At 37.9% G+C, this 15,388-nt stretch carries 13 protein-coding genes; 10 read left to right on the forward strand and 3 right to left on the reverse strand.

Going from position 1 to position 15,388, the window contains the following annotated elements; all coding sequences use genetic code 11:
- The first annotated feature begins 5 nt into the window (after positions 1–5).
- The 3 genes from polA (at position 6) to N745_RS0111190 (ending at position 5,080) form a co-directional block, all read left to right on the forward strand.
- Positions 6–2,837 carry a DNA polymerase I gene (polA, locus tag N745_RS0111180; RefSeq protein ID WP_024852217.1) on the forward strand — a complete coding sequence of 944 codons (2,832 nt, stop codon included), beginning with the start codon at positions 6–8 and terminating at the stop codon, positions 2,835–2,837.
- 138 nt (positions 2,838–2,975) lie between these two features.
- Complete coding sequence (gene traF, locus N745_RS0111185) at positions 2,976–4,250, forward strand: conjugal transfer protein TraF (RefSeq protein WP_024852218.1); 1,275 nt, start codon at positions 2,976–2,978, stop codon at positions 4,248–4,250.
- 92 nt (positions 4,251–4,342) lie between these two features.
- On the forward strand, positions 4,343–5,080 hold the full coding sequence (locus N745_RS0111190; RefSeq protein ID WP_024852219.1) for a hypothetical protein: 738 nt from the start codon (positions 4,343–4,345) through the stop codon (positions 5,078–5,080).
- 7 nt (positions 5,081–5,087) lie between these two features.
- On the opposite strand, the gene N745_RS0111195 is transcribed toward N745_RS0111190, so the two are convergent.
- Together N745_RS0111195 and yihA are read right to left on the reverse strand one after the other, a co-directional pair.
- On the reverse strand, positions 5,088–5,633 hold the full coding sequence (locus N745_RS0111195) for a DUF924 family protein (RefSeq protein WP_024852220.1): 546 nt from the start codon (positions 5,631–5,633) through the stop codon (positions 5,088–5,090).
- Positions 5,634–5,653: 20 nt separating this feature from the next.
- Positions 5,654–6,277 (reverse strand): ribosome biogenesis GTP-binding protein YihA/YsxC, encoded by a 624-nt coding sequence (gene yihA / locus N745_RS0111200; protein WP_024852221.1) that lies wholly within the window; start codon positions 6,275–6,277, stop codon positions 5,654–5,656.
- A gap of 147 nt (positions 6,278–6,424) precedes the next feature.
- On the opposite strand from yihA, the gene N745_RS0111205 reads away from it, so the two are divergent.
- The 5 genes from N745_RS0111205 to N745_RS0111225 all read left to right on the forward strand — a co-directional run bounded on the left by N745_RS0111205 (position 6,425) and on the right by N745_RS0111225 (position 12,389).
- Complete coding sequence (locus tag N745_RS0111205) at positions 6,425–8,416, forward strand: cytochrome c biogenesis protein ResB (protein WP_024852222.1); 1,992 nt, start codon at positions 6,425–6,427, stop codon at positions 8,414–8,416.
- A 2-nt stretch (positions 8,417–8,418) separates the two neighbouring features.
- Positions 8,419–9,591, forward strand: a complete 1,173-nt coding sequence (gene ccsB / locus N745_RS0111210) for a c-type cytochrome biogenesis protein CcsB (RefSeq protein WP_024852223.1) — start codon at positions 8,419–8,421, stop codon at positions 9,589–9,591.
- A 22-nt stretch (positions 9,592–9,613) separates the two neighbouring features.
- Positions 9,614–10,243, forward strand: coding sequence for a thiol:disulfide interchange protein DsbA/DsbL (locus tag N745_RS0111215; protein ID WP_024852224.1), 630 nt, complete (start codon positions 9,614–9,616; stop codon positions 10,241–10,243).
- A gap of 140 nt (positions 10,244–10,383) precedes the next feature.
- Positions 10,384–12,027: an acetolactate synthase large subunit gene (locus N745_RS0111220; RefSeq protein WP_024852225.1), complete on the forward strand. Its 1,644-nt coding sequence runs from the start codon at positions 10,384–10,386 to the stop codon at positions 12,025–12,027.
- A 17-nt stretch (positions 12,028–12,044) separates the two neighbouring features.
- Entirely contained in the window at positions 12,045–12,389 is a 345-nt protein-coding gene (locus tag N745_RS0111225) for a hypothetical protein (protein ID WP_024852226.1), read from the forward strand.
- On the opposite strand, the gene N745_RS0111230 is transcribed toward N745_RS0111225, so the two are convergent.
- Positions 12,386–12,952, reverse strand: a complete 567-nt coding sequence (locus N745_RS0111230) for a nitroreductase family protein (RefSeq protein ID WP_024852227.1) — start codon at positions 12,950–12,952, stop codon at positions 12,386–12,388. The two genes, N745_RS0111225 and N745_RS0111230, sit on opposite strands and share 4 nt — an antisense overlap.
- Positions 12,953–13,265: 313 nt before the next feature.
- Between N745_RS0111230 and N745_RS0111235 the strand changes: the two genes are divergently transcribed.
- The gene (locus tag N745_RS0111235) at positions 13,266–14,180 is read left to right on the forward strand and encodes a hydrogen peroxide-inducible genes activator (protein ID WP_024852228.1); all 915 of its coding nucleotides are present in this window, start codon (positions 13,266–13,268) and stop codon (positions 14,178–14,180) included.
- Between the two features lie 5 nt (positions 14,181–14,185).
- Complete coding sequence (locus tag N745_RS0111240) at positions 14,186–14,920, forward strand: MlaA family lipoprotein (RefSeq protein WP_024852229.1); 735 nt, start codon at positions 14,186–14,188, stop codon at positions 14,918–14,920.
- The last annotated feature ends 468 nt before the right edge of the window (positions 14,921–15,388 follow it).

Below are 15,388 nucleotides of genomic sequence, written 5' to 3' on the forward strand. Positions count from 1 at the left end.
GTTTCATGACATCAATGCAACAGGCTCCGCAACTCGAATTTAATTCTAAAGCACCTTTTATATTAGTGGACGGTTCGTCTTATCTATTTCGAGCTTTTCATGCCATGCCACCTTTAACCAACTCTAAAGGTCATGCGACAGGTGCGATTTTCGGTGTGGTGAACATGATTGGTAAGTTGTTAGAACAATATCAACCTGAACGCATTGCCGTGGCATTTGATGCCAAGGGCAAAAACTTTCGTCATGAATTGTATGAGGAATACAAAGCACACCGCCCACCAATGCCGGACGAATTGCGTATTCAAATAGAACCGATTCACCAAATTATCAAGGCGTTAGGGATTCCGCTTTTGGTGATTGATGGCGTAGAAGCCGATGATGTAATGGGAACACTGGCGCACCAAGCCACAGAAGCAAAAATGGATGCCCTGCTGTCGACTGGCGATAAGGATATGGCGCAACTGGTGAATGAACATATTTCGCTCATCAATACCATGAACGACACTTTGATGACGCCTGAAAAAGTGGTCGAAAAGTTTCATGTGAAACCAGAACAGATTATCGACTATCTCGCTTTAATGGGCGACAGCGCTGACAATATTCCCGGTATTCCGAAATGTGGTCCCAAAACAGCGGCTAAATGGTTGGAAGAATATGGCACGATTGAAAACTTGGTTGCGAATGCCGATCAAATCAAGGGAAAAATCGGGGAAAGTCTTCGTGACAATTTGGATCAGCTAAAGCTCTCGCAAGAACTCACCACTATTCGTATTAACTGTGAGTTACCAATACACCTAAGTGACATCAAACGCGAATCCCCAGATATGCAAGCTCTGGCAGAACTCTTTGCTGAATATGACTTACGCAACTGGCAGAACCAGATTGCAAAAGGCGAACTGCCATTTAGCAAGTCCACAGGACGTAAGGCGCATAGCAAAACCGTGGTAAGTGAACAGAATGGTAAACATCACGCCAACCAAACAATACCTCAAGCAGCAACAACGAGCACTTATGAGATTGCGCCTTATGAAACGATTTTAGACTGGAACAGCTTTGATGAATGGCTGAAAAAATTGAGTCAAAGCGAATTGTTTGCGATAGATACCGAGACGACTTCTCTTGATACCATGACAGCAAAAATTGTCGGTATCAGCTTCGCCTATGAGGCGTCCGACACAATTCATGCGGCCTATTTGCCTTTAACGCATGACTATGAAGGGGCGCCTGAGCAATTAAATTTTGACCAGGTTCTATCCAAGCTCAAACCGATTTTAGAAAATGACCAACACCAAAAGGTGGGACAAAACCTAAAATACGATTGGCATGTATTTATGAATCATGGCATTGAACTTAAAGGCATTGCCTATGACACCATGCTGGAATCTTACTGTTTTAACAGTGTCGCCACCCGACACAATATGGATGACTTGGCACTTAAATACCTAAACCACAGTACAATCCACTTTGAAGATATTGCCGGTAAAGGTAAAAACCAATTAACCTTTAATCAAATCCCACTTGAACAAGCTGCACCCTACGCTGCCGAAGATGCGGATGTCACATTACGTTTGCACTTTGCACTTTGGCCTCAGCTGCAACAAGATGAAGGGCCGTGCAAAATCTTCCAAGAGATTGAAGTGCCTTTATTAAGTGTATTGGCAAAAACCGAACGTAATGGTGTATTGATCGACAAGCAAATGCTGGCAGATCAATCTTATGAAATTGGTGAAAAACTGGTACAACTTGAACAGAAAGCGCATTTGATTGCAGGTGAAACTTTCAACCTCAATTCTTCAAAGCAACTGCAAGTCGTATTGTTTGAAAAGCTGAATCTACCAATCTTGAAAAAAACACCGAAAGGCCAACCTTCTACTGCTGAACCTATTTTGGCTCAACTGGCAGAAGAAGGACATGAGTTGCCGACCTTGATTTTAGAATACCGCAGTTTGGCAAAACTGAAATCCACCTATACCGATAGTTTGCCGAAACAAATTAACGAACAAACTGGACGTGTTCACACTTCTTATCAGCAAGCGGTGGCCTCAACGGGCCGCTTGTCTTCGACCGATCCAAACCTGCAGAACATCCCCATTCGCAATGCAGAGGGGCGTCGTATTCGCCAAGCGTTTATTGCGCCTGCCGGCTATAAAATCATGGCGGCCGATTACTCACAAATCGAATTACGCATCATGGCGCACTTGTCTGGAGATGAAAACTTGCTGAAGGCTTTTGCCGAAGGCAAAGACATACACCAAGCCACCGCGGCAGAAATTTTCAATATGTCGCTCGATGAAGTCACCAACGAACAACGTCGTAGCGCCAAAGCTGTAAACTTTGGACTGATTTACGGCATGTCAGCTTTCGGGTTAGCGAAACAACTCAATATCCCTCGAAATCTGGCACAAGAATATATCAACCTCTATTTCAGCCGTTATCCTGGTGTGCAAAGCTACATGGAAACCACACAGGCCAATGCACGTGAAAAAGGTTATGTTGAAACCCTTATGGGGCGTCGTTTATACCTACCTGATATTAATGCAAAAAACGGGCAACTACGCCAGTATGCCGAACGTACTGCAATCAATGCCCCAATGCAAGGCACGGCAGCAGACATTATCAAACGTGCCATGATCGATATGCAAAAATGGCTAAATACCACGGCTCTAGACATCAAAATGCTAATGCAAGTTCACGATGAATTGGTCTTTGAAGTCGCTGAAAATGACATGAATGCCGTTAGACCAGAGATAAAACGTATTATGGAAAACGCTCTAAAACTTGATGTGCCTTTGATTGTTGAGATTGGTGAAGGAAATAATTGGGATGAAGCACATTAAGATTTATTTATTCGCGACATTTGCATTGAAAATAGATAAAAATCAAGAATAGAAGCTTTTGACTACCTTTCATCTTACTGTAAGATACTTATATAATAAGATTTGAGACAGACTTTTTAACCTAGGAGAGGTTCACTCATGAAAAGACAACTACTATTAAGCTGCATTCTAGCAGCATGCGCAACAGGTGCTAATGCAGCACCAAGTTCTTATATGCCAATTGGTCCTAACATCACTTACGGTGATGCTTCTAACTCAAACACCATCTATAGTCCACTTGCTAACCCTTCATACAACGCCATTAATAAAAGCGATACCGAAGGTTATCGTCTTGGTTTAGGGGTGAATGGTCAGATTAACTATGAATCAAAAGGTTTGGAAGGTTACTCAGATTACTTTAAAGATAAAATTCAAGCGGTTATCGATACTAATAATCCCGCTCTAGCAGGGACACTTCAAACCAACTTGAATAATTATTTTACTAAATATAATGGTGGACATGTTGCTGTACAAGGTGGTGTGACTATTCCTCTGTTAATTAAATCCGGTAAACTAGATGGCGGAATTTCTCTAGATATTTCCAAACAGTACGCCACTCAAGTAAATGTCGTCAGAAAATCGAATGTCACTGTTACAACTTCTGGAACTAATTTTGTTGTCACACCTGGTTCTGCAGGCTGGAATTTAAGTTACCGCGAATTAACGGAAATGGCATTAGGCTATGGTAAAAACGTTTTTTCAAAAAACGGAGGAACTTTATCTGTAGGGTTGACGGCCCGCTACTTAACCATGTTATCAAACACCAAAATGCTCGATTTTAGTACCGTTGTAAGTGATAACAACGGTAGTAGCAGTAAAGATACAGGAGATTACTTATCTGACTTGAATACGGGTTCTTCTAGCTCTGCAATCACTGCCGATATCGGTATTAACTGGATTCATGATAATTACTCACTTGGTTTCGTTGGGATGAACCTGACTTCACCGACCTTTAAAACCCATGATTTATCCACTACCGCTACAAGTACAAGTTTCGCTGGTTACTACAGTAGTTCTGACTTTCAATTAAAACCACAATATCGCATTACTGGTCAATTGAATACTGAAAGCCGTCATTGGACTCTAGCTGGTTCATATGACCTAGCTAAAGCAAATGACCTAAACAACCAAGACACTCAATGGTGGAGTGCGAGTGCAAGCTATGCTACTAACTCAGCTTGGTATGTTCCTGACTTACGTCTAGGCTTACGCGGTAATATGGCTGGTAACAAAAACACCTATACAGATGTTGGTTTAACCTTCGGCTTCTTGAACTTGGATGTTGCAACAACAACAACCGACTTCTCTGGTGTTATAGATAAGCAAAAAGATTCTGGTTTGATTGCTTCTGCAGGTATTGAATTCGATTTCTAAAGACTGTCTTTCCATTTAATGCTTATTTGAACCCCTCTTTTGAGGGGTTTTTTATTTAACATCATAAGTATCATCAATTAAAGGAAGAATCCATGCGCCTCTCTGCTAAGCTTTCAATTACAGCAACATTCGTTTGTTTGTCATCTAGTGTTTTCGCTGCAAAAAATAATATCAATTATTTGAACTTCAGTTCACAAGATCAATTCAAACATTTTTCAACTGACCTAACTGGTGTATTGGCTTACAAAAGCCTTCGCCCAACAGAACCTCTTGGGTTAATTGGTTTTGATATTGGCATTTCTGGCAACAGTTCTAGCTTGAAATATAAAGATATGGGATCTGTTTCATCTAATAGTGCTAACTCTATTGACACAGTTACTTTACACGCTGTAAAAGGTCTGCCTTTGGGGATTGATGTTGGTGTTGACTATATGACAACACCTAACAGCAACCTGTCGACTTGGAGTGGAAATATGAGTTGGGCATTTTTTGATGGTGGAATCCTTAGCCCATCAATTGGGATTAACGGGCACTATACTCAAACCAGCGGGATCAGTGCTTTAGACTACAAAAGCTACGGCATGGATTTAGGGGTTTCGAAGGGAATCTTGAATATGACCCCTTTTGCTTCTGTTGGTATTGTAAATAGTGAGGTTAAGCCTCTAATCACCAATCAAGTGAGTGGTGTTAGCTTACAGAAAGTCACCTCAACCATGACAAAAATCGCCGCTGGTGTGAATATTAATCTGCTATTTATGGATGTATTGGTGGCTTATAACCAAATTGGGGATGTGCCAACCTATAGTATTAAAGCTGGTTATCGTTTTTAAGCCTAAACTAACCTTTGAAAGCACTGTCTGAATTAAGGTACGCCTCTTCTTCTGACGTACTAACTCTGTTCAAGATTGAATTACGATGCGGAAAGCGTCCAAAACGCTCAACAAGTTTTTGATGATGACGGGCGAAATTCAGATTAGCTGTTAATCCATAATGCTCAAATAGTCCAACTGACTTTTGTTGATCTTTTAAGTTTTCACTATGCATTAAAGGCATCAATAAAAACGCCTGTTGAGATTTGGGTAGCTGTTCTAAAAACCCTTTTTCAATAGCAACATAAGTTGCCTTAACGGCTTGCTGCTCTGTCTGAAAACTTTCTGGAAGACCGCGAAACATATTTAACGGCATTTGGTCGAGCAGGATAATCAAGGCTAGCGCTGATTTTGGTTCATTTAGCCAGTCATCCAATAACCCTTTTTGAGCTTGTTGCCATAAGGTTTGATATTTATCTCGAATTTCTTGATCCAATTCAGCAGTAGAATTAAACCATAAAGGTTTTATCCTGTCGGAAAACCAAAAACTTAAGATTTCTTCTGCTCGATTCATGATCTTACTCACAGAAGTTTTTAATCGTTATTTTTAGGCGGCCTTTCATACTCCATCCATTCATCTAACTTTTGCCAGACTTGATCCAATCCTTGTCGTTTCAATGAGGAAAAAAGCTGAGCGCTGGCATGTGGATAGGATTCTTTCAACATCTTTTGTAGCTTTAGTAAGCTGGCTTGGGCTGGCCCTTTTTTCAATTTATCTGATTTGGTTAATAAAATATGAACAGGTAAATCCAAACTCAATGTCCAATCCAACATCACCATATCAATTTCTGTTGGTGGCATTCTTGAATCCATTAACAGAACTAGACCTTTCAGAGATTGGCGTTGTTCAATATAAGCTGAAAGGCCAGCTTCCCAAGCATGCTTCACATTGATATTGACTTTGGCATAACCGTAACCAGGTAAATCAATCAAACGTCTTTCATCATCACACTCAAAAAGATTGATCATTTGAGTACGTCCAGGCGTTTTACTGGTTCTGGCTAACGCCTTTTGTGAGGTAATCACATTTAATGCGCTTGATTTACCAGCATTAGAGCGACCGGCGAAAGCGACTTCATAGCCACTGTCTTCGGGACAATGTGACAAATCTGGCGCTGATTTTAGATAATGTGCTTTTTGATATAATGGGTGTTGCATAATATTCTTCTAAGAACGATGAAATAAGCTTAAATACCGCTTATTTATTAAGGTTTTAACTGATAAAGTCCTTAATACTTTATCAATAATGGCAATCGGTTTATACTTTACAATCTTTTCTCTAATGAAACTTGAAAAACCATCAAAATGTCAGAAAAAAACATCGTTACACCAAAAAAATCCAATTTATTCATCCAGTTTCTAGGTTCTATGAACCTTGCTGTAACGCTGTTGGTGATGCTCGCTATCGCCTCCGTTATCGGAACGGTATTAAAACAAAATGAAGCCTTTCAAAACTATATCATTAAATTTGGCCCTTTCTGGACCCATGTATTTGATACTTTAGGCTTGTTCCATGTTTATGGCGCTGCCTGGTTCATGTTGGTATTATTGTTCTTACTAACATCAACAGCAACATGCTTAACTCGCAACTCGCCTCGTTTCCTTAAAGACATGAAGCAATATAGCGAAAAGCTATCCATTACCGCCTATAAACACCAACCTTACACTGAAACTTATGCAGTTGAAGGCTTTGACCAAGATTTAGCTCAGCAGACTTTAGAAAAAAACGGCTATAAAACAAAAATTCATCACGGTGAAAATGGCGATGTTACAGTTGCCGGAATGAAAGGTCGTTGGGGACGTTTAGGTTATATCTTTACCCACGTCTCAATCATTGTCATTTGTGTTGGCGCGTTACTAGACAGTGATCTGCTTTTAAAATATCGTCAGATTACTGGTCATTTGGCTCCAGAGACAAGATCTGTTCCACTTGATCAAATCCCTCAAAAATCCTGGCTAGGACCAAACAACTTTTCTTTCCGTGGTACGGTTAATGTTGCAGAAGGCCAGAGTACAGATGTCCTGTTCTTGCCTTATGGTCGAGGTTTTTTAGTACAAAAATTACCATTTAATATCGCCGTTAAACAATTCCGTATTCGCTACTACGATACTGGCATGCCAAAATCTTTTGAATCAGATGTCGTTCTTACCGCTCCAGATTTGAAAAAACCGATTGTCAAAACAATCAAAGTAAACCATCCATTACTTTATAAAAACTATGCTGTTTACCAATCTTCTTTTGGTGATGGCGGTACCAAATTAAATTTAGAAATTCATCCACTATTATCGCCTTATCCAAATGCGTTAAAAATCAATACTGCCGTCAAGCAAGTTGAGCCTTTAAAAACACCTGTCGGTACTTTTAAAGCAGAGTTCAACGACTTTAAGATGTTTAACATTGTGCCAGCAACACCGGAAGAGAAGAAGAAAACCGGGCATAAAATGCATAACAATGGCCCAACGATTATCTTTAAAGTTCGTAACGATCAAGGGAAAGCTTGGGAGTATGTAAACTACATGCAGCCAAATCTACAGGATGGTCGTTGGTTCTTTATGAGCGGCGTTCGCACAACACCTGCTGCACCTTACCGCTACTTGTTTATTCCAGCTGATGAAAAACGTACCAAAGAACGTTTCTTTAAGTTCTTAGCACTACTGAATAATCCTGTACAAATTCATCAATATTTGAAAGATTCGATACCTCATTCGAAAAATATTGATGATAAAACCTATAACTTGCAAATGCGCTTGCTTCAACAGTTGATGGTTTTGTTCAGAGACAAGGGATTCAGAGGTATTGACTTATTCGTTGAGAAAAAAGTACCTAAAGCACAGCAGAAAAAGGTTAAGGACTATTACCTAAGCCAAACCAGTTATGCTTTGCAAATGCTTTATCTAGAGTTTTTACAAAAACAGTACCCTACAAAAAACTTTGATCCTAATACGCTTTCCGATTTCAACAAACAATGGTTTGAAGATACTTTGAATGTTATTAACGCCTTACCTAACTACGGGCCACCAATGTATTTTGAAGTGAAATCTTTTAAACAAATCAATGCAACCGGATTACAAATCACTAAATCCCCTGGAAAAGATGTCGTTTTCTTTGGAAGCGCAATGCTTATAATCGGGGTATTCATCCTGTTCTATATTCGCCAGAAACGCGTTTGGCTGGCTTATTCTAAACAAGAAAACGCACTGACCATCGCGGGTAAAGACACTAAGGATTTACCTGAAACACAAAACGAATTTGACCAACTCGTAGAGATTGTCAAAACTAACATGAAGGTATCATGATTATGAACACTCTCAATTCGACAATGGAAAGTCCTGTTCCAAAAAGTCATCTTGTGAAAGACGCTATTTGGGCGACATTAGTTGCTATTGGTAGCTTTTTAGCCTGGCAAGAATTTAATGCGTTAATGGGAATTTATGAAGACGGTATTCTAATCGGTGTAACAGTCGGTTTAATCATGCTAGGGCGCTTTTGGCCAAGCATTAAAACACTGTCTTTCTTTATTACTGCCCTAACTCTTTTGGCCCTGTGGTCCTATAGTCTCCACAATAACCAAATCAGCGCGAATGAACATGCATTCTTTTTACGCTTTTTGGTTTCAAGCCAATCGGCATTTATGTGGATGAGCGCTTTGTATGTAATGGCGACCGTTACTTACTTCGGCGCGCTTTGGGCTAAATCAGAGTTTACTGGTAAAGTAGCTTCAACCTTAGCTTGGTCTGGGATCACTTTTGGTTTGGTTGGTATGTTAGTTCGTTGGCGCGAATCTTACCTAATCAACCCTGATTATGGTCATATTCCAGTCAGTAGTTTGTATGAAGTGTTTATTTTATTTACTGTTATCACTACCCTGCTATACCTTTACTACGAGCAAAAACTGAAAACCCGTGCAATGGGCGGCTTCGTTATGTTGGTTGTTAGTGCTGCAGTTGGTTTTATCCTTTGGTATACCTTTGACCGTCATGCTTATGTGATTCAACCACTAGTACCAGCTCTAAAAAGTTATTGGATGAAAATACACGTTCCAGCTAACTTTATTGGTTATGGTAGTTTCTCTATTGCGGCAATGGTTGGCTTGTCATATATCTTGACTGACAGAGCCAAAGAAAAGAATCCAAACAGCGAATTCGTTGCCAGAATGCCAAGTTTAGAAAAAATGGATGACTTGATGTATAAAGCCATTTCTCTTGGATTTGGTTTCTTTACTATTGCGACTATTCTTGGCGCTCTCTGGGCTGCAGAAGCTTGGGGTGGTTATTGGTCTTGGGATCCAAAAGAAACTTGGGCATTAATTGTTTGGCTAAACTATGCGGCTTGGTTACATATGCGTATGTCTAAAGGTTTGCGTGGTCGTCCAATGGCTTATTGGGCATTAATTGGCCTATTGGTTACAACTTTTGCTTTCCTTGGTGTGAATATGTTCCTATCAGGATTACATTCATACGGTGAGCTTTAATCCAATCATCGAAAAACAGACTATGCTAAGAAGATATTTTTTAACAACTGTTTTGGGTCTTTCAGCACTGGGATTAAGCTCCCAGGCTTTAAGTGCCCAGCAATCGAAATTTTTGGAAGGCATTAACTACCAAAAACTAGAGAAACCCGTTTCAATAGAACCTTATAAGAAAAAAGTCGTAGAAGTATTTTTTTACGGCTGCCCTCATTGTTATCATTTGGAATCCAGTCTTAACCAGTGGCTTAAAAACAAACCAAAAGACATCGATTTTGAACGTATGCCTGCAGTTTTAGATAATCCAAATTGGGTTTTTATGGCACGTGTTTTTTATACCGCTAAAGCACTTGGCATTTTAGACAAATTCCATGAAACTTACTTTAATGCGATTCAACGTGATGGAAAACGTATTTTTGACATTGATACGCTAGCAAACTATTGTGAGCAATTCGGTATCAAACATAAAGATTATGTACAAATGTTCAAAAGCTTCCAAGTGAGTCAAATGGTTCAAAAAGCTAAAATCTTAACCAAAGAATATGGCGTAGATGGTGTACCTGCTGTTATCGTTAATGGTCGTTACCGTACTGATGTACCTATGGCAGAAGGTAAACCTCAACTTTGGCACTTGGTTAACGAACTCGTTAATAAATAATCACATCACTATTACATTTCTAATGACGGCGCTATTGCGCCGTTTTTTATCGCCTTTTAAATCCGATGGTTTATAATCAAATCAATAAAATCTGCCAGGCTGGGTAGATCAAGCATAACTGAGGATTAAAGGGACTCATAATGAAAGCATCACAACTCTTTGTTCAATGTCTGGAAAATGAAGGCGTCGAATATATTTTCGGTATCCCAGGCGAAGAAAACATGGATGTTATGGATGCTTTGGTCGATTCCAAAATCCAATTTATTACCTGTCGTCATGAACAAGGTGCTGCCTTTATGGCAGATGTCTATGGTCGGTTAACGGGTAAAGCCGGTGTTTGCCTTTCTACTCTTGGACCTGGCGCAACCAACCTTGTTACCGGGGTTGCAGATGCTAATATGGATAATTCTCCTGTCGTTGCTATTGCAGGCCAAGCTGCCACCACCCGCATGCATAAGGAATCACATCAAGTATTAGATTTGGTCAGTATGTTTAGACCTATTTCCAAATATGCTATTCAGATTTTAGAACCTGAAACGATTCCAGAGGTTATGCGTAAAGCATTCAAATTAGCGCAGGCAGAAAAACCTGGCGCGTCTTTTATTGATTTTCCAGAAAATATCAGTGAAATGGAAATTGTTGAATCACCTCTTCCAGTTATCAACTCCAAATTAACTTTGGCAGACTCACAACTGATTTTGGATGCTGCTGAAATTATTAAACAAGCAAAAAAACCTTTAATTTTGGTTGGTAACGGCGCAGTCAGAGCCAAAGCTTCAGGAAGCTTATTCGCATTTTCTAATCACTACAATATTCCGGTTATCAACACTTTTATGGCAAAAGGCGTCGTGCCTCACTATAAAAACCCACTATCAATGGGAACTGCAGGTTTACAAAAAGGTGACTACAACAATGGCGGTTTTGCCGAAGCGGATTTAGTGATTTGTATCGGTTTTGATATGGTTGAGTATCATCCTCATTTATGGAATCCGAACCGAGAGCACAAAATTATTCATATTGATACTAAAGCTGCAGAAGTTGATTACAGCTATATTCCACATGTCGAACTCATCGGTAATATCGGTTTTAATTTAGACGCTTTAAAACAGGCATTACCGGAAAAACCTAAGACATCTATTCAATTTCCACTAAGACAATCTCTATTTGATGAAATGGAGCGTGTTTCACAGAGCCAAGATTGGCCAATGAAGCCACAAAAAATAATTTGGGATCTCAGAACTGCAATGAAGAAGAAAGACATTGCTATCAGTGATGTAGGCGCTCATAAGATGTGGATGGCACGCATGTTCCGCTGCGAATTACCAAATACCTGTATTATTTCCAACGGATTTGCCAGTATGGGTATCGCTGTACCTGGTGCAGTAGGTGCCAAGCTTGCATTTCCAGACAGAGCTATCGTTGCAGTAACTGGTGATGCCGGCTTTATGATGAACTCTCAAGAAATTGAAACTGCTCTACGCTGCGAAACACCTTTTGTTATTTTAATTTGGAATGACAACCAATACGGTTTAATTAATTGGAAGCAAAAACGTCGATACGGCCGCCCTGCTTACATAGACTTTAAAAACCCAGACTTTGTTAAGTATGCTGAATCTTTTGGTGCTACAGGCATCAGAATTAACGCAGCAGATGAATTATTACCTGCTTTAAAAACAGCATTAACAGCTAATACGGTTACTGTTATAGATTGCCCGGTTGATTATTCAGAAAACGATCGTTTAACGGAACTCTTGGGTAGTGTAATATCTGAAATAGAGAATTAATAAATAAGGGTATTTTTATGATCTATGTAAAAAGGAATGAATCCAATCAAATTATTGATATTTGTTTTGATGAAAAAGAAAATTACGAAAAATCCTCTATTTTTAATGAAGAAATAAAAACATTTATTCAAAATTCCAATAATCAAAACCAAGTTAAAGAGATCATGACAAACTTGGATCTTGATATGGTCAGAATTACGGAAGATGTAATTGAAATTTTAATAAAAAAAGAAATTTTACTCTTCACTGACTTCCCTGAAGCTGTTCAAAGCAAACTTCTCTTTAAACGTTTCTTAAGACAAGCATTAAGTAAAAATGGTGTAAATCTGACAGAAGATGGTGAATCAATTCAGTTTAATTAATCAAAATGCTTTATAACTTCTGATACTTCTTTACGTTGTGTTGTCCCTACAGCATGAGGATACCCAATATAAAGTGCCGCAATTAACTCATGTTTATTAGAGTCTAAAGACAAAATATCAAACGTTCTGCTATCTTTTAAAATAGGCCCAGAACTCCATTGAACACCTACCCCCTTCTCCCAAGCAGCAAGTTGAAAATTCTGAATTGCACAACTACAGGCAGCATAATCTTCTTTGCTTGTAATCGAATCTTCATCTAAATTTTGTACGACAAAAACAATTTGTGGGATTGAACAAAACTTATCCAATGATTTATCAAAGGCTTTCTTATATCCTTCTGAATCCTCAACCTGATACTTAAGTGCCCTATTCTCAGCGTAAATTTTAGCTATATTTTCCTGAGTATTATTACCAATAATTAAAAATTGCCAAGGCTCAGTCAACTTATGATTTGGCGCATAAATAGCTGCTTCAATAAAAGATTGGATTAAATCCAATGAAACTTCTTTTTCTATAAATTGGTAAATAGTACGACGGTTTTTTATTAACTCAGTTAAAGACATAGTTATTGGGCTTTTAATATTAAATTTTCACTATTATAAATCGCTTAATAATATAATCTGATAAAAGAAAACTCATGAATAACCCTTGTAAAAGGTGTTATAAATTGTGAATAACTTTTGGATACTTTTAATAACCAAAAACTATCCACAAACTAATCACATTAACTAAAGCAGTTTTATCTAAAGTTAAACAACGATTATTCACAAATCAACTCTTTGAAAATAAAGATCTTTATAGAGTTATTCACTGAAAACTAGCTCACTAATAATAAAGAAAAGAATAAAAAAAGAATATATATATATTTAATTTAATATGACATTAACCGAACTTAAATATTGCGTTGAACTCGCAAAAACCAAACATTTTCGAAAAGCATCGGAAAATTGTTATGTCAGTCAACCTACACTTAGTGTTGCTATTAAAAAGTTAGAAGAAGAGTTAAATGTCACTCTATTCGAAAGAAGAAAAAACGATGTTATTCTCACGCCTATAGGAAAAAAAGTTATTGAGATAGCAGAAAATATTTTGAAGCAATCTCAGATGATTCAACAAATAACAAAAGATGAGTTTTCTGAAGTTACAGAAGTAAATATTGGCGCAATTTATACAATAGGCCCCTATCTATTACCAAGCATGATTAAAAAGCTCAATCAACAAGCGCCTTATATACGGCTTACTATTGAAGAAAACTATACTCATGAGCTTGCTAAAAAATTACAGTCTGGAGAATTAGATATTATTTTGATCGCAGAGCCTTTTGATGAAAAAAATATCGAGAAAATGGCTCTTTATGAAGAACCTTTTGTAGCGGCTTTGCCATCTCATCACAAAATGGTCGGTCAGAAAACAATTGATTTAAAGTCAATTGAAGATGATGTTGTTTTTTTACTAGGTGCAGGGCATTGTTTTAGAGATCAAGTGCTAGAGGCTTACCCTAATTTGAATCATTCCGGTTATCAAAGTCATCCATTACAAAAAACATTAGAAGGTAGTTCTCTTGAAACCATTCGCTATATGGTTGCTTCTGGTGCGGGTTTGACAATATTGCCATGTACCGCAGTTCAAGAAAATAATAATGAATTGTTAGTCTATAAACCTTTAACCATGCCTGTACCTAAAAGAAAGGTTATTATGGCTTGGCGAAAAAGTTTTCCGAGAACAAAATTATTGAAACTTTTTCAGGAACTTTTGTTATCTATTGACTTAACCTGCACAGAAAAAAATTAATTTTTATGAAAACAGTTTTAATTGGTTTGTTTTTAACTTTTTTTTCCGTTTCTTGTTTTGCAGCTGCAGACAAAGACAGTTCGCCAATGAATGATAAGGATCCCTATGAATCCTATAACCGTTTTATGTTTAATTTTAATATGGGGTTTAATGATTCAGTCGGTGCACCAGTTGCTAATGTTTATAAAAATTATGTTCCATCACCAGCACGAAAAGGCATCAGTAATTTTTTCCAAAATTTAAAAGAACCGTTAAATATTGTTAATGCGCTTTTTCAAGCTAAGCCGAAAGAAGCTTTAACGAGCTTGATGAGATTAAGTTTGAATACAACATTAGGCTTATTCGGGTTAATTGATATAGCGACGCCTGCCAAATTAAAATATCAAAAAGAAGATTTGGGTCAAACGCTTTATAAATGGGGTGTTTGGGATAAATCTTCATTTATTATGATGCCAATTTTAGGGCCTTACACAACACGTGAGTTGGTTGGTGGATCTGTTGATTCAACTTATGATCCAACCTACCCTTATTTGATCAAAACAGATTTATCTGGAAGAGTTGGTTTCTTTATAGGTGGAAAATTTGTTGATTACACTAAGGCAATGACTTTGATTCCTGAAATTAAAGCGCAACCAGATCCTTACATTTTTATGCGTGAATCCTATCTACAATATCGAACTAATTTGATTTACGACGGTCATCCTCCACAACCTAAATTAGATGATTTTGATTTTAATTAGCAGTTATAAAAATCTGCCAGGCTGGACCAATTAAAAAATCCTTATTATTAATGATGTTAATCAAGAAATTAACAATAATTTATTGGAAGCTAAAGGGTGAGGTAATTTAAACTACTCGCACTTTATCTGATGAAAATTTAATCATTAAAAAATGGATTTTAAAAAACCGAGTATTCGAAAAACTATCCTTTTGGGAGCGCTAGCTGCTTCCTTGTTGATTTTTGTTGGTTCTTATTTTTTCTCGTCTAAATTATTCGAAAACTCAATTATTGAAAATAATCACCGTGTTGCAGTTACTTTTTCTCGTCTGACTTTCGATAATATGTATCAAATTATGAGCGAAGGTTGGACACGTAAATAGCTCAATAATTTTCTTGAAAAAACCCAAAAAACCTATCAATTATCAAATATTAATATTGATATTTTTCGCAGTCAGATTGTTAGTAAACAGTTTGGCGCAATCCCTCA

Source organism: Hydrogenovibrio kuenenii DSM 12350 (genome assembly GCF_000526715.1).
Classification (GTDB): Bacteria; Pseudomonadota; Gammaproteobacteria; order Thiomicrospirales; family Thiomicrospiraceae; genus Hydrogenovibrio; species Hydrogenovibrio kuenenii.

Excerpts from the sequence above, each read along its gene's own strand:
- polA (WP_024852217.1), top strand. The coding sequence starts at position 6 with ATGACATCAATGCAACAGGCTCCGCAACTCGAATTTAATTCTAAAGCA.
- traF (WP_024852218.1), top strand. The coding sequence starts at position 2,976 with ATGAAAAGACAACTACTATTAAGCTGCATTCTAGCAGCATGCGCAACA.
- N745_RS0111190 (WP_024852219.1), top strand. The coding sequence starts at position 4,343 with ATGCGCCTCTCTGCTAAGCTTTCAATTACAGCAACATTCGTTTGTTTG.
- N745_RS0111195 (WP_024852220.1), bottom strand. The coding sequence starts at position 5,633 with ATGAATCGAGCAGAAGAAATCTTAAGTTTTTGGTTTTCCGACAGGATA.
- yihA (WP_024852221.1), bottom strand. The coding sequence starts at position 6,277 with ATGCAACACCCATTATATCAAAAAGCACATTATCTAAAATCAGCGCCA.
- N745_RS0111205 (WP_024852222.1), top strand. The coding sequence starts at position 6,425 with ATGTCAGAAAAAAACATCGTTACACCAAAAAAATCCAATTTATTCATC.
- ccsB (WP_024852223.1), top strand. The coding sequence starts at position 8,419 with ATGAACACTCTCAATTCGACAATGGAAAGTCCTGTTCCAAAAAGTCAT.
- N745_RS0111215 (WP_024852224.1), top strand. The coding sequence starts at position 9,614 with ATGCTAAGAAGATATTTTTTAACAACTGTTTTGGGTCTTTCAGCACTG.
- N745_RS0111220 (WP_024852225.1), top strand. The coding sequence starts at position 10,384 with ATGAAAGCATCACAACTCTTTGTTCAATGTCTGGAAAATGAAGGCGTC.
- N745_RS0111225 (WP_024852226.1), top strand. The coding sequence starts at position 12,045 with ATGATCTATGTAAAAAGGAATGAATCCAATCAAATTATTGATATTTGT.
- N745_RS0111230 (WP_024852227.1), bottom strand. The coding sequence starts at position 12,952 with ATGTCTTTAACTGAGTTAATAAAAAACCGTCGTACTATTTACCAATTT.
- N745_RS0111235 (WP_024852228.1), top strand. The coding sequence starts at position 13,266 with ATGACATTAACCGAACTTAAATATTGCGTTGAACTCGCAAAAACCAAA.
- N745_RS0111240 (WP_024852229.1), top strand. The coding sequence starts at position 14,186 with ATGAAAACAGTTTTAATTGGTTTGTTTTTAACTTTTTTTTCCGTTTCT.